The 20,724-nt window shown below is 62.9% G+C and carries 16 protein-coding genes; 13 read left to right on the top strand and 3 right to left on the bottom strand.

The window, feature by feature from the left end; genetic code table 11:
* The first annotated feature begins 34 nt into the window (after positions 1-34).
* The 6 genes from ileS to QCE88_RS04345 all read left to right on the top strand — a co-directional run bounded on the left by ileS (position 35) and on the right by QCE88_RS04345 (position 8,956).
* Entirely contained in the window at positions 35-2,872 is a 2,838-nt protein-coding gene (gene ileS, locus QCE88_RS04370) for an isoleucine--tRNA ligase (protein ID WP_309899512.1), read from the top strand.
* Positions 2,872-3,378: a signal peptidase II gene (lspA, locus tag QCE88_RS04365; protein WP_309899510.1), complete on the top strand. Its 507-nt coding sequence runs from the start codon at positions 2,872-2,874 to the stop codon at positions 3,376-3,378. Before ileS ends, lspA begins: the two co-directional genes overlap by 1 nt.
* A gap of 11 nt (positions 3,379-3,389) precedes the next feature.
* Complete coding sequence (gene coaBC, locus QCE88_RS04360; RefSeq protein ID WP_309899508.1) at positions 3,390-4,655, top strand: bifunctional phosphopantothenoylcysteine decarboxylase/phosphopantothenate--cysteine ligase CoaBC; 1,266 nt, start codon at positions 3,390-3,392, stop codon at positions 4,653-4,655.
* 4 nt (positions 4,656-4,659) lie between these two features.
* The gene (locus tag QCE88_RS04355; RefSeq protein ID WP_309899506.1) at positions 4,660-5,661 is read left to right on the top strand and encodes an LLM class flavin-dependent oxidoreductase; all 1,002 of its coding nucleotides are present in this window, start codon (positions 4,660-4,662) and stop codon (positions 5,659-5,661) included.
* Between the two features lie 11 nt (positions 5,662-5,672).
* The gene (gene dut, locus QCE88_RS04350; protein WP_309899504.1) at positions 5,673-6,119 is read left to right on the top strand and encodes a dUTP diphosphatase; all 447 of its coding nucleotides are present in this window, start codon (positions 5,673-5,675) and stop codon (positions 6,117-6,119) included.
* A gap of 320 nt (positions 6,120-6,439) precedes the next feature.
* The gene (locus tag QCE88_RS04345; protein ID WP_309899502.1) at positions 6,440-8,956 is read left to right on the top strand and encodes a hypothetical protein; all 2,517 of its coding nucleotides are present in this window, start codon (positions 6,440-6,442) and stop codon (positions 8,954-8,956) included.
* Between the two features lie 83 nt (positions 8,957-9,039).
* On the opposite strand, the gene clpA is transcribed toward QCE88_RS04345, so the two are convergent.
* Positions 9,040-11,343, bottom strand: a complete 2,304-nt coding sequence (gene clpA, locus QCE88_RS04340; RefSeq protein ID WP_309899501.1) for an ATP-dependent Clp protease ATP-binding subunit ClpA — start codon at positions 11,341-11,343, stop codon at positions 9,040-9,042.
* The gene (gene clpS / locus QCE88_RS04335) at positions 11,340-11,654 is read right to left on the bottom strand and encodes an ATP-dependent Clp protease adapter ClpS (protein ID WP_309899499.1); all 315 of its coding nucleotides are present in this window, start codon (positions 11,652-11,654) and stop codon (positions 11,340-11,342) included. Before clpS ends, clpA begins: the two co-directional genes overlap by 4 nt.
* Before the next feature lie 527 nt (positions 11,655-12,181).
* Here clpS and QCE88_RS04330 point away from each other — a divergent pair.
* Complete coding sequence (locus QCE88_RS04330) at positions 12,182-12,388, top strand: cold-shock protein (protein ID WP_309830834.1); 207 nt, start codon at positions 12,182-12,184, stop codon at positions 12,386-12,388.
* A gap of 167 nt (positions 12,389-12,555) precedes the next feature.
* Here the strand turns inward: QCE88_RS04330 and icd are convergent, their stop codons facing one another.
* A complete protein-coding gene (gene icd, locus QCE88_RS04325; protein ID WP_309899496.1) occupies positions 12,556-13,812 on the bottom strand; it encodes an NADP-dependent isocitrate dehydrogenase in 1,257 nt (418 codons plus the stop codon).
* 245 nt (positions 13,813-14,057) lie between these two features.
* Here icd and QCE88_RS04320 point away from each other — a divergent pair, with 245 nt between their 5' ends.
* The 6 genes from QCE88_RS04320 to QCE88_RS04295 all read left to right on the top strand — a co-directional run bounded on the left by QCE88_RS04320 (position 14,058) and on the right by QCE88_RS04295 (position 20,723).
* Complete coding sequence (locus tag QCE88_RS04320; protein WP_309899494.1) at positions 14,058-14,633, top strand: pseudouridine synthase; 576 nt, start codon at positions 14,058-14,060, stop codon at positions 14,631-14,633.
* A gap of 395 nt (positions 14,634-15,028) precedes the next feature.
* Positions 15,029-15,229, top strand: a complete 201-nt coding sequence (locus tag QCE88_RS04315; protein WP_309899492.1) for a hypothetical protein — start codon at positions 15,029-15,031, stop codon at positions 15,227-15,229.
* A 284-nt stretch (positions 15,230-15,513) separates the two neighbouring features.
* Entirely contained in the window at positions 15,514-15,987 is a 474-nt protein-coding gene (locus QCE88_RS04310) for a DUF192 domain-containing protein (RefSeq protein ID WP_309903389.1), read from the top strand.
* A gap of 210 nt (positions 15,988-16,197) precedes the next feature.
* Positions 16,198-18,303, top strand: coding sequence for an elongation factor G (gene fusA, locus QCE88_RS04305; protein ID WP_309899490.1), 2,106 nt, complete (start codon positions 16,198-16,200; stop codon positions 18,301-18,303).
* A 135-nt stretch (positions 18,304-18,438) separates the two neighbouring features.
* A complete protein-coding gene (locus QCE88_RS04300) occupies positions 18,439-18,921 on the top strand; it encodes a cupin domain-containing protein (protein WP_309807436.1) in 483 nt (160 codons plus the stop codon).
* 137 nt (positions 18,922-19,058) lie between these two features.
* On the top strand, positions 19,059-20,723 hold the full coding sequence (locus tag QCE88_RS04295; protein ID WP_309899488.1) for an ABC transporter substrate-binding protein: 1,665 nt from the start codon (positions 19,059-19,061) through the stop codon (positions 20,721-20,723).
* Position 20,724: the final 1 nt, after the last annotated feature.

Raw genomic sequence — 20,724 nt, 5'->3', positions numbered from 1 at the left:
CAAGCGCCGCCTCACCGAATTCACCGAGTCACCCATGAGCGACAAGAAAGAGAAAGCCTCCGCAAAGTCAAAGTACCCCGTCAACCTGCTCGACACGCCCTTCCCGATGCGCGGCGACCTGCCCAAGCGCGAACCCGCGTGGGTCAAGGAATGGCAGGACAAGCAGATCTACGAGAAGATCCGCGCCGCCAGCCAGGGCCGCAAGAAGTTCATCCTGCACGATGGCCCGCCGTATGCGAACGGCGACATCCACCTCGGCCACGCGGTGAACAAGATCCTGAAGGACATGATCGTCAAGGCGCGCAATCTTGCGGGCTTCGACGCCGTCTATGTGCCGGGCTGGGACTGCCACGGCATGCCGATCGAAATCCAGATCGAAAAGCAGTTCGGCAAGACGCTGCCGGCCATCGAGGTGATGCAGAAGGCGCGTGCCTACGCGGGCGAGCAGATCGAGAAGCAGAAGCTCGGCTTCCGGCGTCTGGGCGTGCTGGGTGACTGGGACAATCCGTACAAGACCATGAACTTCACCAACGAGGCCGGCGAGATCCGCGCGCTCGGCAAGATCATGGAGAAGGGCTTCGTGTTCCGCGGCCTGAAGCCGGTGAACTGGTGCTTCGACTGCGGTTCGGCACTGGCCGAGGCGGAAGTCGAGTACAAGGACAAGACCGATCCGACCATCGACGTGATGTTCGCCTTCGCCGAGCCGGAGAAGACCGCGCAGGCGTTCGGCCTGGATGCGCTGCCGAAGGCCGAGGGCGGCATCGTCATCTGGACGACGACGCCCTGGACCATTCCGGCCAACCAGGCGCTCAACGTGCATCCGGAGATCGTCTACGCACTCGTCGATACCCCGCGCGGCCTGTTGATCCTCGCGCAGGAACGCGTCGAGGACTGCCTGAAGAACTACGGCCTGAGTGGTGAAGTGATCGCCACGACAACGGGTGAGAAGCTCGCCAACCTGCGCTTCCATCATCCGCTGGCGGCCGCGCACCCGGGCTACAAGCGCACCGCGCCGGTCTATCTCGGCGATTACGTGACCACCGAGAGCGGCACCGGTGTCGTGCATTCGTCGCCTGCTTATGGCGTGGAAGACTTCGTGTCGTGCAAGGCGCACGGCATGTCGGACTCGGACATCATCAACCCGGTGATGGGCGACGGCCGCTATATCGAATCGCTGCCGCTGTTCGGCGGGCTCTCCATCTGGAAGGCGAATCCGCAGATCGTCGAGGCACTGGAGGCGGCGGGCTCGCTGCTCAAGACCGAAAAGTACACGCACAGCTACATGCATTGCTGGCGTCACAAGACGCCCATCATCTACCGCGCCACGTCGCAGTGGTTCGCGGGCATGGATGTCAAGCCGAAGGACGGCGGCCGCACGCTGCGCGAGATCGCGCTGGAAGGCGTCGAGAACACGGCGTTCTATCCGTCGTGGGGCAAGCAGCGTCTGTACAGCATGATCGCCAACCGCCCGGACTGGACGCTCTCGCGTCAGCGCCAATGGGGCGTGCCGATGGCGTTCTTCGTCCACAAGGAAACCGGCGAGCTGCATCCGCGCACGCTGGAGTTGCTGGAGCAAGTGGCGCAACGCGTCGAGCAAGGCGGTATCGAGACGTGGCAGTCGCTCGATCCGCGCGAACTGATCGGCGACGATGCCAACCTGTACGAGAAGAACCGCGACACGCTCGATGTCTGGTTCGACTCCGGCACCACGCACTGGCACGTGCTGCGCGGCTCGCACAAGGACTCGCTGCAATTCCCGGCGGATCTCTATCTCGAAGGCTCGGACCAGCATCGCGGCTGGTTCCACTCGTCGCTGCTGACGGCCTCGATGCTCGACGGCCGCCCGCCCTACGACGCGCTGCTGACGCACGGCTTCACCGTCGATGGCGAAGGCCGCAAGATGTCGAAGTCGCTCGGCAACGGCATCGATCCGCATGAAGTCGCGAACCGCCTCGGCGCGGAAATCATCCGCCTGTGGATCGCCTCGACCGACTATTCCGGCGAACTCGCGATCTCCGAGGAGATTCTCAAGCGCGTGACGGAAACCTATCGGCGGATTCGCAATACCTTGCGCTTCCTGCTCGCGAACCTGTCGGATTTCGATTTCGATAAAGACGCGCTGCCGGTGGAAGACTGGCTGGAGATCGATCGCTATGCGGTCGCGCTCACCCGCAACCTGCAGGACGACGCGCTCGCGCATTACGAGAAATACGAGTTCCATCCGGTGGTCGCGAAGATCGCGACCTTCTGCTCGGAAGATCTCGGCGGCTTCTATCTCGACGTGCTGAAAGACCGTCTCTACACGACGAAGCCCGATTCGCGCGAGCGCCGCAGCGCGCAGACCGTGCTCTTCCATATCGCACATGGCTTGCTGCGCCTGGTCGCGCCGTATCTGTCGTTCACGGCCGAGGAAGCGTACAAGGTCCTCAAGCCGGGCCAGGACACGATCTTCACCGAGGTCTATGCTACCTATCCCGAGATCGCCAACGGCGGCGACCTGCTCGACAAGTGGACCTTGATCCGCAGCGCGCGCGGCGATGTCACCAAGGCGCTCGAAGAAGCGCGCACGGCAAACCTGATCGGTTCGTCGCTGCAGGCGGAAGTCGTGGTGCGCGCGAGCGGCGCCCGTTACGACGCGCTGGCCAGTCTCGGCGACGCGTTGCGCTTCGTGCTGATCACGTCGTCGGCGCAGGTTGAGAAGGTGGCGGGCGAGGCGGAGGAAGGCGTCGATGTCACGGCCTCGAGCTATCTGAAATGCGAGCGCTGCTGGCACTATTGCGCAGACGTCGGCGCTCACGCGGAACATCCGGGTCTGTGCGGCCGCTGCTTCTCGAATCTGTTCGGCGCCGGCGAAACGCGAGGCGCAGCATAATGGCAAGGACGATGGCAAAACAAAGCACAAGCAGTGGATCGCTCGCGCCGTGGCTCGGCGTCGCGCTGATCGTGATCCTGTTCGACCAGTTGACGAAGATCGCGGTGCAGAAAGTATTCGCCTATGGCGACCCGCACGCGCTCACCCCGTTCTTCAACCTGCTGCTCGTCTATAACCGCGGCGCGGCCTTCAGCTTCCTCGCCATGGCCGGCGGCTGGCAGCGCTGGGCCTTCACGGCGCTGGGCGTGGTCGCGGCCATCGTGATCTGCTACCTGCTCAAACGCCATTCGGGCCAGCGGCTGTTCTGCACGGCGCTGTCGCTCATCATGGGCGGCGCGATCGGCAATGTGATCGACCGCATCGCTTATGGCCATGTCATCGACTTCCTGGACTTTCATGTGAAGACGTGGCACTGGCCCGCGTTCAATCTCGCCGACAGCGCCATCACCGTCGGCGCAGTGCTGCTGATCTTCGACGAGTTGCGGCGCGTACGCGGTTCGAAGTGACCTGAAGTGACATGTCCGGCGCGGCTCCTTTTTCGGCGCCGCGCGTTCATTGCGACGGAGGCAAATTGGAACTCGCAGGCAAACATCTCGTTCTGGGCCTGACCGGCGGCATTGCCTGCTACAAGATCGCCGAACTCACGCGCCTCTTGATCAAGGCCGGCGCGACCGTGCAGATCGTGATGACCGAAGCGGCAACGCAATTCATCACGCCCGTCACGATGCAGGCGCTGTCGGGCCGTCCCGTGTACACATCGCAGTGGGACGCGCGCATGCCGAACAACATGCCGCACATCGATCTCTCGCGCGAAGCCGATGCCATCGTCATCGCGCCCGCCTCCACCGACTTCATGGCCAAGCTCGCGCACGGCAGGTGCGACGACCTGCTGTCCACGCTGTGCATCGCGCGCGATTGTCCGCTGCTCGTCGTGCCCGCGATGAACCGCCAGATGTGGCAAAACCCGGCCACCCAACGCAACGTCGCGCAGCTGCGCGCGGACGGCATCGAAGTGCTCGGGCCGGACTCGGGCTCGCAGGCGTGCGGCGAAGTCGGCGACGGGCGCATGATCGAGCCGGAAGCGGCCTTCGAAGCCATCTGCGCGTTCTTCCAGCCCAAGATCCTGCGCGGCCAGCGCGTGTTGATCACCGCGGGCCCGACCTTCGAGCCGCTCGATCCGGTGCGCGGCCTGACCAACCGTTCCTCCGGCAAGATGGGCTTCGCGCTGGCGCGCGCGGCGGCACAGGCGGGCGCGGATGTGCATCTGGTGGCGGGTCCGGTCGCGCTGGAGACACCGTGGGGTGTGTTCCGCGAAGACGTGCAGACCGCGCAGCAGATGCACGACGCCGTCATGCAGGCCACGCCCGACGCCGACATCTTCATTGCGGTGGCAGCGGTCGCGGACTGGCGCGCGGAGCAGGTCAGCGAGCACAAGATCAAGAAGATGCCGGGTGCGCCGCAGCCGAGCTTCACGTTCGTCGAGAATCCGGACATTCTCGCGACGGTCGCACGATTGCCGAATCCGCCGTATTGCGTCGGCTTCGCAGCCGAGAGCGGTGACCTGGACGTCAACGGCGCCGAGAAGCGCAAGCGCAAGGGCATTCCGCTGCTCATCGGCAACATTGGGCAGCTGGCGTTTGGCCGCGATGACAATGAAGTCGTGCTCTTCGAGGAAAGCGGCACGACGCCGCTGCCGCGCGCCGACAAACAGCAACTCGCCCGCACGCTGATTGCGGAGATTGCCCGACGCGCGCCGAAGACCGGCGGCGCGCTGCTCTCCTGACACGATGACCAAGCTCTCCGTACTCGACCAGACGCCGGTCATCCACGGCCACACGGCGGCCGACGCGATCGCCGCGACGCTCGATCTCGCGCAACTCGCCGACGATCTCGGCTTCACCCGCTTCTGGTGCGCGGAGCATCACGGCCTGCATGGCGTGTCGAATCCGTGTCCCGAAGTGATGCTTGCGCGCATCGGCAGTCTGACGAAGCGCATCCGCATCGGCTCGGGCGGCGTGATGCTGCCGTATTACGCGTCGTTCAAGGTCGCCGAGCAATTCCAGATGCTCGAAGCCCTGTTTCCAGGACGCGTGGATCTCGGCGTCGGGCGCGCACCGGGCGGCGACATGCGCACGGCGCAAGCGGTCGCGGCAGGCGCGTACAACCGAGGCGATGTCTTCCCGCAGCAGGTCGCGGAACTCATCGCGCTGTTCGACGGCACCGTGCCGGACGATGCCCTCGCGCACGGCGTGCTGCTGCAACCGCGCATCGACACGCGTCCGCAACTGTGGATGCTCGGTTCCAGCGATTTCGGCGGGCTGCTCGCCGCGCAGCTCGGCATCCGCTTCGCCTTCGCGAGCTTCATCAATCCACGGATGGGCGAGCACGTGGCGCAAGCGTATCGCGAGCGCTTCGTGGCCGGACACGAACAGCAGCCCTATCTCGCTGCGGCGGTGTTCGCGATCTGCGCCGATACCGAGCAGGAAGCCGAGGCGCTCGAAAAGGCCGTCGACCTGCGCCGCGTGCAGATGGCCTATGGCCTGAACCAGCCGATTCCCTCGATCGAACAGGGCATCGCGCAACGTTACGGCGAGCGTGAACTCGCCGTGATCGCGCATGAAAAAGCACGCAGCATCATCGGTACGCCGGAACGCGTCACGGAACAACTGCACGCGTTGCAGGAACGGTGTGCCGCCGACGAACTGATCGTCCTGACGGTCGCCGGCAGCTACGCCGCGCGCACGCGGTCCTATCAACTCCTGGCCGACGCTTTCGAGCTCGGCCGCTGACACCCGATTCCATGAAACTCGACGTCAAGATCCTCGATGCGCGCATGCGCGATTTCCTGCCGGCCTACGCCACGCCCGGCAGCGCCGGCCTCGACCTGCGCGCGTGTCTCGACGAGGCGCTCGTGATCGAGCCGCATCAAACCGTGCTCGTGCCGACTGGTCTCGCCATCCATCTCGCCGACCCCGGTTATGCCGCGATGATCCTGCCGCGCTCGGGACTGGGCCACAAGCACGGCATCGTGCTGGGCAATCTGGTGGGCCTGATCGACTCCGACTACCAGGGCCAGCTGATGGTCTCCACGTGGAATCGCGGCGACACGGCCTTCACGCTCAATCCGATGGAGCGTCTCGCGCAGATGGTGATCGTGCCGGTCGTGCAAGCGCAGTTCAATATCGTCGATGACTTCGACGCCAGCGCGCGCGGTGCCGGCGGCTTTGGCAGCACCGGCAAGCACTGAAGCACGCACTCACCAGGCAGGCGGCGCTCGCCGCCTGACATGCAGTCCTCCACCATCTCCTATCAGAAAGCAGCGCGTCCTCTCTGCTGCTTCTGTTCCCGGCTTCTTATTCTCATCGGCAAGTGACGGCTCGTTCAAATCCTCTTCCGGATTGAACCGTCACGACGCCGTCGCTCCGTCAGGAGCCACGCCCTTCCCTCCGTTCTGTTTCATCGCCTGAAACAGACTTCATTCAGTTATCCGTATAAGCGCGATCGCATTGGCCGATTTGCTTCGTGCCGTCGATCGAATTCGTTCTTACACATGCAGGAAACCAAACCATGAACATCCAATATGACGCCGTCGTCGCCCCGGGAGCGGGACAGTGGTACGGCCAGATCATCGTCTCCAATCTCCGTTATGAAGACGGTAGCCAGGTTCAGGTCGACACCTATCTCGCGCTGAATTTTTCAGCGCCAGTGGCCGTGAGCGCCTCGGACGTCTGGCCAAGCTTTACCTCGTGGGTGGCGACGTCGAATCAGGTGCAATCGACTTCAATCGGCGACAACCTGTACTCCATTGCGCTGGAAATGGACTTCGATGCGCCGCACCTGATGAATCCCAAGGATCAGATCACCATTTCCATCAACGGTGACCTGACCGCCGATCCCGACGCGTATCTGAATTCGTTCGTCATTGCGGCGGACCAGGCTCCGGCGGTCAACGCGACAGCCCAGATCGACTGCGACGCCGCGCCCGATGCCGCGCTGCAAGACGTGCCGCCGGTCATCACGCTGTTGCGCGGCTCACAGGCCACGCCGGTCACGCTCGCCTATGGGAAAGCGACCTCGGTGACGCTCGAGCAAGGCGATTACACCGTGCAATGCGGCGACGTGCATACGGCCGACCAGACCGTCGCGGCACCGCTGATCGTCTCGCCGACGCAGTTCACGCTCGCGGCCGGCGCGACCGTCGCTTTGGACGTGACGTTCGGCGCGGTGGAGCGCACGGCGGCGCTCGATATCGTGATCGACGCGCTTCAGGGTCTCGCTGACGAAACCCTCTCGGTCACCGTGACGGACATGAGCACCGGCGCCACGCTGGCCGCTTTCGAGACCACGACTGGCGCGACCACATCGCTGCGCTCGCTGCCGGTTTCGGATCAGGTGCATATCGCGATCGACGCCATCAGCGTGAACAACGCGCAGTACACCTTCGACATCCACGATGTGCAGCTCGATAACGCGTTGCAAACGGTGACGGTCAGCCAGTCACAGGTCAAGACGACGAAGGTCGATACCACCGGCTTCGTCCACCTGCCCATTCACGTGGCCGCCGATACGCCGCTGTCACAGACCATCGTGCTGCGTCTGCAGGGCGCCGACATGATGAGCTATACACAGGCGGTCACGGCGACGACCCAGACGACGTCGTTCGCGGCGCCGGTCAAGCCGGGCACGTACACGGTCACGGCGCCCGCGTTCGTGTCGGGCGGGATCGTTCGCGTCGTCGATGCGCCCACCTCGCTGGCCGTTGCCGCCAACGGTTCGAGCGTGCTCGACGTGTCGGTGGAAGCATCCGCGAACCTCAACGTGCGCGGCTTCCCGTCCTACCTGAGCTTCGGCGGCTGCGTGAACCTGACGCCGGGCAACCAGGCCGATCTCGCCGCAGCGCGCGCCTCGTCGATCTTCGTCTATGCAGGCACCGACGGCGCCGGCGACTCGAATGTCTATCTGTCGGACGACCCGCAGACACGCACGTTGATCAAGCTCGCGCGCGACACCGAAAGCGCCATGGGCAACACGCAGGCCGTGCTGCCCGTCGCGATTTCGTACACGTGCAACCTGTCGCTCGGCAACACGCCCGGTATCCTCGCGAACGCCGACGCCCATGCGCACAGCTTTGCGAACTACATCCTCGCGTTGAATATCGCGATGAGCAATGCAGACGCGCAGCACGACGTGCCCGCGGGCTTCATCGTCAATCCTGACTTCCTCGGCGCCTGCCAGCAGGCCGGCTTCGGCGCGAGCTACGCGATGCCGGTGATCGAGCCGCTGAAGACCGCGCTCGCGCACTGGAACATTTCGGCTGCGGTGCCCGCGTCGATCACCGATACGATCGCGGGTTACGTGCTGGCGGTGAACTGGCTGACGCGCACGGTGGCGCCCAAGGTGACCTTCGGCTGGCAGATCAATCTGTGGGGTGTCGGCTATTCGGAGTGGATCTATCAGGACGTCGATCCGGCCTCGATGGCGCAGCAAACCGCCGACTATGTGCAGAGCGTCGGCGCCTGCGACGGCACGTATGCGCCGGACTTCCTGGCGATCGATCGCTATGAAGCCGACGACTTCACCCAGCGCGCCTACGTGAACGGCTACTGCTACGGTCCACGTGAATGGCAGCGCTACTTCGACTTCTGCGAGAGCGTGAGCCGTGCGCTGCGCGTGCCCGTCATGCCCTGGCAGATTCCGGCGAGCCGCACGCCGAACACGAACGATCAGGTCAACGCGGACTTCGACAGCCAGCACTGGGGCACGGGCGGCAGCTGCATCCTGGGCGATGCGGCGATCGGCAGCGACTATCACAACGTGAACCCGACGATCCTCGCGTTGCAGTTTTCGTCGTCCTTCCCGGATATGGGCGCGACCGTCGCGGACATGTTCATCCGCTCGGAACCGTTCGACGTCTCCGCGCCCTTGTACGGCGACTTCCCGCTGCGCGGCATCTTCGCGGTGCTGCTCGGCGGAGGTTCGACGACCGGCATTGTGTCGGCGATCGGCAATCCGGAATCGTGGACGCGGGACAAGCTGAACGCTTACATGGACGCGCCGCTGGCCTTCGATTCGTCGCGCGATTGATTGATCGATTGATCCGCTGACGATGCAAACGAAAACGGCGCGAGGGTCACTCGCGCCGTTTTCTCTACCTCAACCCGCAAGGCTTATTCGACTTCGATCGTTTCCGGATTCGGATTGCGCGGCGGCGCCGAATTCTCGTCGAAGGTGATCTTCACCTTGTCTTCTTCATCGACATCCACCGTGACGCGACCGCCATTCATCAACTTGCCGAACAGCAGCTCGTCGGCCAGCGCACGACGGATCGTGTCCTGGATCAGACGCTGCATCGGCCGCGCGCCCATCAACGGGTCGAAACCATGCTTGGCCAGATGATGGCGCAGCGCGTCGGTGAAGACGGCATCGACCTTCTTCTCGTGCAACTGATCTTCCAGTTGCATGAGGAACTTGTCGACCACGCGCAGGATGATTTCTTCATCGAGCGAACGGAAGCTGATGATCGAATCCAGACGGTTGCGGAACTCCGGCGTGAACATGCGCTTGATGTCGTTCATCTCGTCGCCCGACTCACGGCGCGAAGTGAAGCCGATCACCGACTTGCCCATGGCCTCGGCACCCGCGTTCGTCGTCATGATGATGATGACGTTGCGGAAGTCCGCCTTGCGGCCGTTGTTGTCCGTCAGCGTGCCGTGATCCATCACCTGCAGCAGCACGTTGTAGATGTCCGGATGCGCCTTCTCGATTTCATCCAGCAGCAACACGCAATGCGGCTTCTTCGTGACGGCTTCGGTCAGCAGGCCGCCCTGGTCGAAACCGACATAGCCGGGCGGCGCGCCGATCAACCGGCTCACCGCATGACGCTCCATGTATTCCGACATGTCGAAGCGCAGCAGTTCGATGCCCAGCGTGAACGCCAGCTGCTTCGCCACTTCGGTCTTGCCGACACCCGTGGGGCCGGAGAACAGGAACGCGCCGATCGGCTTGTCCGTCTTGCCGAGACCCGCGCGCGCCATCTTGATGGAGGCCGACAGCGCGTCGATGGCCGGATCCTGGCCGAACACGACGGCCTTCAGGTCGCGGTCGAGCGTCTGGAGCTTGCTGCGGTCGTCCTGCGACACGCTTTGCGGCGGCACGCGCGCGATCTTCGAGATGATCTCTTCGATCTCGCTCTTGCCGATAGTCTTCTTCTGCTTCGACTTCGGCAGGATGCGTTGCGCGGCGCCCGCTTCGTCGATGACGTCGATCGCCTTGTCGGGCAGATGACGGTCCGTGATGAAGCGCGCCGACAGTTCCGCTGCCGCCGAGAGCGCACCCGACGAATACTTCACGCCGTGATGCTCTTCGAAGCGCGTCTTGAGGCCGCGCAGGATGGCGACGGTCTGTTCAACCGACGGCTCGGTGACATCGACCTTCTGGAACCGGCGGGAGAGCGCCGCGTCCTTCTCGAAGATGCCGCGGTATTCGGTGAACGTAGTGGCGCCGATGCACTTCAGCTGTCCCGACGACAGCGCCGGCTTCAGCAGGTTCGATGCATCCAGCGTGCCGCCCGAGGCCGCGCCCGCACCGATCAGCGTATGAATCTCGTCGATGAACAGGATGGCGTGCGGACGCTCCTTCAGTTCCTTCAGCACCGTCTTCAGGCGCTGCTCGAAATCGCCGCGATACTTGGTGCCCGCGAGCAATGCGCCCATGTCCAGCGAATAGACCTGCGCATCCGCCAGGATGTCCGGCACTTCGCCGCGCGTGATGCGCCACGCGAGACCCTCGGCGATGGCCGTCTTGCCGACGCCGGCTTCACCCACCAGCAGCGGATTGTTCTTGCGCCGGCGGCACAGCACCTGCACCACGCGCTCGACTTCCGGCTCGCGGCCGATCAGCGGATCGATCTTGCCGTCCTTGGCGAGCTGATTGAGGTTCTGCGTGAATTGCGCAAGCGGCGTTTCCTTCTGCGCGGCAGCGTCTTCCGACTCGGGATTGGCCTCGCTGTTCGCCTTGGCGGACTCGCCGCCATTCGTCTTGGCGATGCCGTGGGAAATGAAGTTCACCACGTCGAGTCGCGTCACGCCCTGCTGCTGCAGGTAGTACACCGCGTGCGAGTCCTTCTCGCCGAAGATCGCCACCAGCACGTTCGCGCCGGTCACTTCCTTCTTGCCGTTCGAGGTCGATTGCACATGCATGATCGCGCGCTGGATCACGCGCTGGAAACCAAGCGTCGGCTGAGTATCGACGTCGTCCGTGCCCGGCACGGTCGGCGTGTTGTCATGAATGAAATTGCGCAGGTTCTGCCGCAAATCTTCAATGTTGGCTGCGCAGGCGCGCAACACCTCAGCCGCGGTCGGATTGTCCAACAGGGCAAGCAACAGATGCTCGACCGTTATGAACTCATGCCGCGCCTGACGTGCTTCCATAAACGCCATGTGCAGACTGACTTCCAGTTCCTGGGCAATCATGCTTCCTCCATCACGCACTGCAGCGGATGCCCCGCTTGCCGTGCATGGCTAACGACTTGCTCAACTTTGGTCGACGCAATATCTCGCGTGTAGACCCCACAAACTCCCCTGCCTTCGCGATGAACCTTCAGCATGATCTGCGTCGCAGTCTCGCGGTCCTTATTAAAGTGTTCCTGCACGACCATCACGACGAATTCCATCGGCGTGAAGTCGTCATTCAGCAGCACCACTTTGTACATGGCCGGCTTCTTGAGCTTCTGCTCCTGCCGCTCCAGTACCGTGCCGTCCTGCTTGTTGGGATTGGTCGCCATACACCCATTCTAAACAACACGGACATCCCCGCAATCGCCGCTCCAGCACCGGCCCGAAGACCCGGCATAAATGACTGGAAACGTGCTCGCGCAGCGAAGGTCCATCGAATCCTGCCGCGGCCCCTGTGGTCCGGCGCGGCCCGCTTGCACCTCGTCGAACCCAGTATCGCACAGCTTCAAAAAAACCGGCTGTACCGCCCGCCGCCAGTGCTGGCCGTATCACACAAGTGAGTCGATTATGCGTCTTTTCAAGGTGCGCTGCTTGGACGGCGCCGCACACGCAAAGCAGGAATTACCCCTACGAATGTGCTCTTTGCAACGAGCTTATCGGCCATCCCAAAAATTCCTTGACACCCGATTTAAGAGATTCAACAATCAAACTGGCACTTTTTTCCGGGGGCCACTCCGCGGATAAGAAATGCCCGAGGTGAGCCAGTGAAGAAGAGAGGGCACTCGCAATGAGGGGTGGGTCGCCAATCTTTTCCAACGGCTCTTGGGATGCGACGAGAGTTAGAGGGGAAGTACGAATGTCTACTGGTACGGTCAAATGGTTCAACGACGCGAAAGGCTATGGATTTATCACGCCCGATGAAGGCGGCGAGGATCTGTTTGCTCACTTCTCGGCGATTCAAATGAATGGGTTCAAGACGCTCAAGGAAGGCCAGAAGGTCAGCTTTGAGATTGTTCAGGGACCGAAAGGCAAACAAGCTTCGAACATCCAGGACTCTGCCTGACCGTTCGATCAGAACCTGCCTCGTGAACCCGGCCTCCGCGCCGGGTTTTTTACGTCCGGTTCCGCCACGCGACAACTCAGATATTGACCCTATTCGCCAAATAAAAACCCCGAAAGGCGTAGGCCTTTCGGGGTTTTCAACATGCGCGCTCGAATAACCGTGAGCCGTTACATATTCTCGATCATCACCTCGCCGAAGCCCGAACAGGAAACCTGAATTGCGCCTTCCATGAGACGGGCGAAATCGTAAGTGACGCGTTTCGACAAAATGGACTGTTCCATCGACTGAATCACGCGGTCCGCCGCTTCAAACCAGCCGAGATGACGCAGCATCATTTCGGCTGAAAGAATTTCCGAGCCGGGATTCACATAATCCTTGCCCGCATATTTCGGCGCGGTGCCGTGCGTCGCTTCGAACATCGCAACCGAATCCGACATGTTCGCTCCCGGCGCAATGCCAATGCCGCCCACCTGTGCCGCCAGGGCATCCGAGATGTAGTCGCCGTTCAGGTTAAGCGTGGCAATGACGTCATATTCCGCCGGACGCAGCAGGATCTGCTGCAGGAAGGCATCGGCGATCACGTCCTTCACGACGATGTCGTTGCCCGTCTTCGGGCTCTTGACCTTCATCCACGGGCCGCCGTCGATCAGTTCCGCGCCGAATTCCTTCTGCGCGAGCGCATAGCCGTAATCGCGGGAAGCGCCTTCCGTGAACTTCATGATGTTGCCCTTGTGCACCAGCGTGACCGAACGGCGGTCGTGGTCGATGGCGTACTGGATCGCCTTGCGCACCAGACGCTCGGTGCCCTCGCGCGACACCGGCTTGATGCCCAGGCCCGACGAATCGGGAAAGCGGATCTTCCTCACGCCCATCTCTTCGCGCAGGAACCGGATGACCTTCTTCGCCTCGGGCGACTCCGCCGGCCATTCGACGCCCGCGTAGATGTCTTCCGAGTTCTCGCGGAAGATCACCATGTCGATTTTTTCCGGCTCGCGCACCGGCGACGGCACACCCTTGAAATAGCGCACCGGGCGCAGGCACACGTAGAGATCGAGTTGCTGGCGCAGCGCGACGTTCAGCGAGCGGATGCCGCCGCCGACCGGCGTCGTCAGCGGCCCCTTGATGGAGACGATGTAATCCTTCACGACGTCGAGCGTTTCGTCCGGCAGCCAGACATCCGGGCCATAGACCCGGGTGGCCTTCTCGCCCGCGTAGATCTCCATCCAGTGGATCTTGCGCTTGCCGCCGTAGGCCTTCTCCACCGCCGCATCGACGACCTTGATCATGACCGGCGTGATATCGACGCCCGTGCCGTCGCCTTCGATGAACGGAATGATCGGCTGGTCCGATACGTTGAGCGAGAAATCCGCGTTGACGGTGATCTTGTCACCGTCCGCCGGAACCTTGATGTGCTGATACGGCATGGTCGACTCCAGAGAAGGCCGGGCTGAATGGAAGCAAACTGGATGGAGAGCGCCCACTCCGGCATGCGCGCGTGGGCGCGTGCCGTCATGGCGAGAACGTCATTCTAACCACGCATGACCGCCTGCGGGCAGCGCGGAGGCTGCGCGGACACGGCAAGGGCCCGCGCCATGCATGCTTTAAGATGCCGGATTCTCCGGGCCGAACCCGTCACCCGAACCCGTCACTTTAGTCGCGCGCGCTTCGCATGCCATTGATCGCCCTCAACAAACCCTTCGGCACCATCTGCCAGTTCTCCGCGCATGAAACACGCGCGTCGCTCGCGGACTGGGTCAGCACACCGGGCGTTTATCCGGCGGGGCGGCTCGACGCCGACAGCGAGGGCCTGCTGCTGCTCACCGACGACGGCGCCCTGCAGGCGCGCATCGCGGAGCCGCGCCACAAGCTCGTCAAGCGCTACTGGGCGCAAGTGGAAGGCGCGCCCGACGACGCCGCCCTCGCGCATCTCGCGCGCGGCGTCGATCTCGGCGACTACGTGACGCGTCCATGCCGCGCCGCCTTGGTCGCGGACGACGCCTCGCAGGCGCTCTGGCCACGCACGCCGCCGGTCCGCTATCGCGCGGCGATTCCGACGACCTGGATCGAACTCGCCATCACCGAAGGCAAGAACCGCCAGGTGCGGCGCATGACGGCAGCGGTCGGCTTTCCGACGCTGCGGCTGGTGCGCGTCGCGATCGGCGCACTCGACCTCTTCACGCTCGGGCTCGCGCCGGGTCAGTCTGTCGAGGTGGCGCCGGCCGCACCCTGGCAACGCCTTCGATGAATCCCATTCACCTTTCTTAGAAAATGCCTCGCCGAGAGCGCTTCGATGCGCGTTTGAATACGCATGTCATGAAGATCGGCTAATGCGTTTCGCGGCGTTTCGCGCTGTCCAAATTTTTTCGGTTCTGCTGCGCATTTTCCGAAAATCCGCGTCAACCGAGTCTTCACACGATGCGTTAAGGGCCCCAGATGCCGCGAAAAGCTATCCGGCATGAGCGCATAACCGATTACAGCACGCTGTGTGCTCCAGGGTGTTTGAAAGGTTCAACGTTCACAGGCGTGTCGTCTTTAAATCAATCGATACGGCTGTCAACCGAAAGGTAGGTGGCTCGTTTACCGACATGACTCCATGACCGGGTCGTCTTGGTTAATCAACTCAAGCTGAGGATTTACAGAATGAACAAACTGATCGCTGCTCTCGTCGCTGGCCTGTTCGCAACCGCTGCATTCGCACAAGAAGCTTCGGCACCGGCTGCTGCTGCTCCGGCAGCTGCTTCGTCGGCTCACAAGTCGGCTCACAAGAAGTCGCACAAGTCGTCGAAGAAGTCGCACAAGAAGGCAGCATCGGCTCCGGAAGCCGCTTCGGCAGCTCAGTAAGTTTGGTGTAACACGCCGTATAGCTGTAAAGAACGAGTCTTACCGCCGTGCTCACGGCGTTGCAGGGCAGACCGCCGCAAGGCGTCTGCCCTTTTGTTTTGTGCGGCCGCATCGAGTAACATGCGCGGGGTTTGCCCGAGCGCTCGAGCAACAGAATGGGCAACAAAGTCGCACTTGAATGACGCAACTGAATGACGCAACTGAATGTATAAGGGAGCTTTGCCGTGAACCTCGTCTTGCGTGTCGTCGCGCGTGTCCGGAATCAACGACTCAACCTCATCAAGCTGGTGCGCGCCTGCGTGATCGCGCTCGCCCTGCCGTGCGCGGCGCTTCCTCTGGTGCAAACCGCACAGGCGCAGACCATGCCGCCCGGCGCCAAGCAACCCTCCGACTTCCCGCGCGCCAAGCTGACCGCCGGCATGTTCGTGATCGATGCAGCGGTCGCCGCCAGCGACGCCGATCGCGAGCAAGGGCTCATGTATCGCACCCAGCTCGCGCCGAATGAAGGCATGCTGTTCGTGTTCAACGAAAACGCCGTACATTGCTTCTGGATGAAGAACACGTTGATCCCGCTGTCGATTGCCTTCATCCGCGCGGACGGCACGGTCACCGACATCGACGAGATGCAGGCCGAAACGGAGAACAATCACTGCCCGCGCAACAACGGCGTTTATGCGCTCGAAATGAGCAAGGGCTGGTTCGCCGCGAAGGGCATCAAGCCGGGCATGCAGATCAAGGGACTGCCGCGCGCGCAATGACATGCGCAATGAAACGGAGCGTGTGAAGAGACGACCTTCGACGATCGAAACCGGCGCATCCCGCCGGTTTTTTTTCGGCTCACCAAGCTGCCGCGCGCCTTCCGTGATTCCTGCAAAAAGCCTGCCGACGCGCTATTCTTGAAGGATTCGCATGGGCCGGAACGGGCTTTGCACTGCCTGTTCCGGTCGTTTCATCCACAGGAGGTTCACGTGCCCCGCAAGACTCCCATCGAGCGCTATCGGAACATCGGAATCAGCGCTCACATCGATGCCGGCAAAACCACGACTACCGAGCGCATCCTTTTCTACACCGGCGTGACGCACAAGATCGGCGAGGTTCACGACGGCGCGGCCACGATGGACTGGATGGAACAAGAGCAGGAACGCGGCATCACGATCACCTCCGCCGCCACCACGGCCTTCTGGAAAGGCATGGCAGGCAACTATCCGGAACATCGCATCAACATCATCGACACGCCGGGTCACGTGGACTTCACCATCGAAGTCGAACGCTCGATGCGCGTGCTCGACGGCGCCTGCATGGTGTACGACTCGGTCGGCGGCGTGCAGCCGCAGTCCGAAACCGTGTGGCGTCAGGCGAACAAGTACAAGGTGCCGCGCATTGCGTTCGTCAACAAGATGGACCGCGTCGGCGCAGACTTCTTCCGCGTGCAGCGGCAGATCGGCGAGCGCCTGAAGGGCGTGGCCGTGCCGATCCAGATTCCGATCGGCGCGGAAGAACATTTCCAGGGCGTGGTCGACCTCGTGAAGATGAAGGCGATCGTCTGGGACGACGACAGCCAGGGCATCAAGTTCAGCTACGAGGAGATTCCCGACAACCTCAAGGAACTCGCCCATGAGTGGCGCGAGAAGATGGTCGAGGCCGCGGCCGAGTCCAGCGAGGAGTTGCTCGAGAAATATCTGGAAGATCACGAGAGCCTGACCGAGGACGAGATCAAGGCGGCGCTGAGAAAGCGCACGGTCGCCAATGAAATCGTGCCGATGCTGTGCGGCAGCGCGTTCAAGAACAAGGGCGTGCAGGCCATGCTCGACGCCGTGATCGACTACCTGCCCTCGCCGGTCGACGTCCCCGCCATTCTCGGCCATACCGAGGACGACCAGGAAGCCGAGCGTCATCCGAGCGACGACGAGCCGTTCTCCGCGCTCGCCTTCAAGATCATGACGGACCCGTTCGTGGGTCAGCTGATCTTTTTCCGCGTGTATTCGGGCGTGGTGAATTCAGGCGACACGGTCTACAACCCGGTCAAGGAAAAGAAGGAGCGTCTTGGCCGGATCCTGCAGATGCACGCCAACGAGCGCAAGGAAATCAAGGAAGTGCGCGCGGGCGACATCGCCGCGGCGGTCGGCCTGAAGGAAGCGACGACCGGCGACACGCTGTGCGATCCGAACAAGGTCATCATCCTTGAACGGATGATCTTTCCGGAACCGGTGATTTCGCAGGCCGTCGAGCCGAAGACGAAGGCCGACCAGGAAAAGATGGGCATCGCGCTCAACCGGCTCGCGCAGGAAGATCCGTCTTTCCGCGTGACCAGCGACGAGGAATCCGGCCAGACCATCATCTCCGGCATGGGCGAGCTGCACCTCGAAATTCTCGTCGACCGGATGAGGCGCGAGTTCGGCGTCGAGGCAACGGTCGGCAAGCCGCAGGTCGCGTATCGCGAGACGGTGCGCAACAAGGTCGAGGACGTCGAGGGCAAGTTCGTCAAGCAGTCGGGCGGTCGCGGCCAGTACGGTCACGTGGTGATCGCGCTGGAGCCGGACGCGGGCAAGGGCTACGAGTTCGTCGACCAGATCAAGGGCGGCGTGATTCCGCGCGAATACATCCCGGCCGTGGACAAGGGCATCCAGGAAACGCTCAAGGCCGGCGTGCTCGCGGGCTATCCGGTCGTCGACGTGAAGGTGCGGCTGACCTTCGGTTCCTACCATGACGTGGACTCGAATGAAAACGCGTTCCGCATGGCCGGCTCGATGGCCTTCAAGGAAGCCATGCGCCGCGCGCGGCCCGTGCTGCTCGAACCGATGATGGCCGTCGAAGTCGAGACGCCCGAGGACTTCATGGGCAACGTGATGGGCGACCTGTCCGGCCGGCGCGGCATCGTGCAGGGCATGGAGGACATCGCGGGCGGCGGCGGCAAGCTGGTGCGCGCCGAAGTGCCGCTCGCCGAGATGTTCGGCTATTCCACGTCGCTGCGCTCGCTGACGCAAGGCCGCGCCACCTACACGATGGAGTTCAAGCACTACGCGGAGACGCCGTCGAACGTCTCCGAGGCGATCATCAACTCGAAGTCGAAGTAGAAACGCTGGCCAGGCGCGCGCAGAAATGCGTGTAGCATGCCTGTAGCCTCGAGGTCCGTTGCCGGCGCAGGATTGGCCGCAACGGACTTTCTCTATCCGCAGACGGATACAACCCAACCGCGACACGAGCACGACATGAGCGACGCACATCAGCATATCGATTGGCGCGAGCACGGCGTCAAGGTCATCCGGGGCGATCAGCTCGACACCAACACCGCGCAGACGCCCGGCATGAACCGCGCTGCCGCGATCAACGCCGCACGGGTCGGCGCCCAGAAGATCTGGGCCGGCACGGTCACTATCCATCCGAATGCGAAAACCGGCGCGCATCATCACGGCGCGCTCGAGAGCGTGATCTATGTCGTGCGCGGTCAGGCGCGCATGCGCTGGGGCGAACATCTCGAATTCACGGCCGAAGCCGGTCCCGGCGACTTCATCTTCGTGCCGCCCTACGTGCCGCATCAGGAGATCAACGCCCGGACCGACGAGCCGCTCGAATGCGTGCTGGTGCGCAGCGACAATGAAGCGGTCGTCGTGAATCTGAACATCGACGCCGTGGAGCAGCCCGAGGAAGTCTATTGGGTCGATCCGATTCACAAGCATCCGCACGACCATTGAAGCGGTAAGCTCAGGGCGAAGACGCGGCGCGTATCTTGCTGGCTTGGCCAGACGCGCCAGCGCTTTCGACGCGGCTCAACGGATCGCCCGCCCGGCGCAACACGGCGCGGGCGCGACAACAACAACATCCGCACACGATGAAGACATCTTCCACCGACGCGCCTCTCCTCGACCTCGCCCGCCCGCATGCGGGAGAACTCGGCAATCATGCGATCGACGAGTTCATGGCCGGCCGCCTCACCCGTCGCGAACTGCTGCGCCATGCGAGCATGCTCGGCTTCGCGCTCGCGGCCGGCGGTCTGTTCGGCATGCCGTCGGCGCGCGCGCAGGGCACGGGCAAGCCGGGCGGCACGATCCGTGTCGCGCATCTGACGCCGGCAGGCGCGGTGGATCCGCTCACCGTCACCGACGCAGCGGGTCTCGCGCTGATCAACCAGACCGGCGAATTCCTGATCGACGACGACAGCGAACACCTGACGCTGCGCCCGGCGCTCGCGCTCTCGTGGAAATCGAACGACAAGGGCGACGTCTGGACCTTCAAGCTCCGCCCGAACGTGAAGTTTCACGACGGCCAGCCGATGACCGCCAAAGACGTGGTCGCGACCTTCAACCGCCTGTCGGATCCGGGCGCGGGCTCGGCGGCGCTGTCGGTGCTGAAGGGCGTGCTGTCGAAGGACTCGGCGAAGGCCGTCGACGATCACACGGTCGAATTTCACCTCGACGCCCCCAACGGCAATTTCCCGTATTACGTGTCCTCGAATACGTATAACGCGGTGATCCTGCCGGCGAACTTCACCGGCCCGTACGAAAAGACCTTCATGGGCACGGGCGCGCTGAAGCTGGAAAAGTACACGCCGAAGGTCGGCGCGTCGTTCGTGCGCAATCCCGACTACTGGGGCGAGAAATCGCTGCCGGATCGCGTGAGCTTCTCGTTCTATGCGGACCAGCAGGCGCAACTGCTCGCCATGCAGGGACGCCAGGCCGACGTGATGGGCGACTTCACGGTGCAGGGCGGCGTCTCGATGCTGACCAATCCGCAGTTCAAGGTGCTCGGCACGAAGTCCAGTTCGCACCGGCAGATCCACATGCGCTGCGACATGGGCGCGTTCAAGGACAAGCGCGTGCGCCAGGCGCTGGCGCTCGCGATCAATCGCGAAGTGATCGTCAAGGGTCTGTTCCGCGGGCGCGCGCAGGTCGGCAACGACAGCCCGTTCGCGCCGGTGTTTCCGTCGAGCGACCTGAGCGTGCCGCAGCGCAAGCTCGATATCGCGAAGGCCAAGCAGTTGCTGGGCGAAGCAGGCGTGGCGAACGGTTTCGACATCACGCTGACCACCGAAAAGTACATGGAGATTCCCGATCTCGCGGTGGTCGTGCAGAACGCGGCGAAGGCGATCGGCATCCGCATCACGCTCAAGGTGGAAAGCCAGGACCTGTATTACGGCTCCGGCACCTTCGGCAAGTCGGACTGGCTCGATTCACCGCTCGGCATCACGGACTACGGTCATCGCGGCGTGCCGAACGTGTTCCTGAACGCACCGCTGACGAGCGGCGGCACCTGGAACGCGGCGCACTTCAAGAACGCGGAGTACGACAAGCTGGTCACGCAGTTCGTGGCGGCACTGGATGTCGCGTCGCAGAAGAAGCTGTCCGGGCAGATCCAGCGTCTGCTGCTCGACGAAACACCGGTCGTGATTCCCTATTTCTACGACCAGTTGATCGTCACGCGCGCGACCGTCTCGGGCGTGCGCTTCAACGCGATTTCGCAAATGTGGTTCGACCGCGCGACGGTGGCGGCCGGTTGAG

Origin of the sequence: Caballeronia sp. LZ035, from assembly GCF_031451175.1 — a bacterium.
Taxonomy (GTDB): Bacteria; Pseudomonadota; Gammaproteobacteria; order Burkholderiales; family Burkholderiaceae; genus Caballeronia.
The sequence above is the reverse complement of the archived record's forward strand: the minus strand, read 5'-3'. Positions and strand labels throughout refer to the sequence as shown.

Coding starts and splice junctions, on each gene's coding strand:
- QCE88_RS04300 (WP_309807436.1), top strand. CDS start 18,439: ATGAGCGACGCACATCAGCATATCGATTGGCGCGAGCACGGCGTCAAG.
- dut (WP_309899504.1), top strand. CDS start 5,673: ATGAAACTCGACGTCAAGATCCTCGATGCGCGCATGCGCGATTTCCTG.
- clpS (WP_309899499.1), bottom strand. CDS start 11,654: ATGGCGACCAATCCCAACAAGCAGGACGGCACGGTACTGGAGCGGCAG.
- ileS (WP_309899512.1), top strand. CDS start 35: ATGAGCGACAAGAAAGAGAAAGCCTCCGCAAAGTCAAAGTACCCCGTC.
- QCE88_RS04330 (WP_309830834.1), top strand. CDS start 12,182: ATGTCTACTGGTACGGTCAAATGGTTCAACGACGCGAAAGGCTATGGA.
- lspA (WP_309899510.1), top strand. CDS start 2,872: ATGGCAAGGACGATGGCAAAACAAAGCACAAGCAGTGGATCGCTCGCG.
- clpA (WP_309899501.1), bottom strand. CDS start 11,343: ATGATTGCCCAGGAACTGGAAGTCAGTCTGCACATGGCGTTTATGGAA.
- QCE88_RS04345 (WP_309899502.1), top strand. CDS start 6,440: ATGAACATCCAATATGACGCCGTCGTCGCCCCGGGAGCGGGACAGTGG.
- QCE88_RS04295 (WP_309899488.1), top strand. CDS start 19,059: ATGAAGACATCTTCCACCGACGCGCCTCTCCTCGACCTCGCCCGCCCG.
- QCE88_RS04315 (WP_309899492.1), top strand. CDS start 15,029: ATGAACAAACTGATCGCTGCTCTCGTCGCTGGCCTGTTCGCAACCGCT.
- QCE88_RS04355 (WP_309899506.1), top strand. CDS start 4,660: ATGACCAAGCTCTCCGTACTCGACCAGACGCCGGTCATCCACGGCCAC.
- icd (WP_309899496.1), bottom strand. CDS start 13,812: ATGCCGTATCAGCACATCAAGGTTCCGGCGGACGGTGACAAGATCACC.
- QCE88_RS04320 (WP_309899494.1), top strand. CDS start 14,058: ATGCCATTGATCGCCCTCAACAAACCCTTCGGCACCATCTGCCAGTTC.
- coaBC (WP_309899508.1), top strand. CDS start 3,390: ATGTCCGGCGCGGCTCCTTTTTCGGCGCCGCGCGTTCATTGCGACGGA.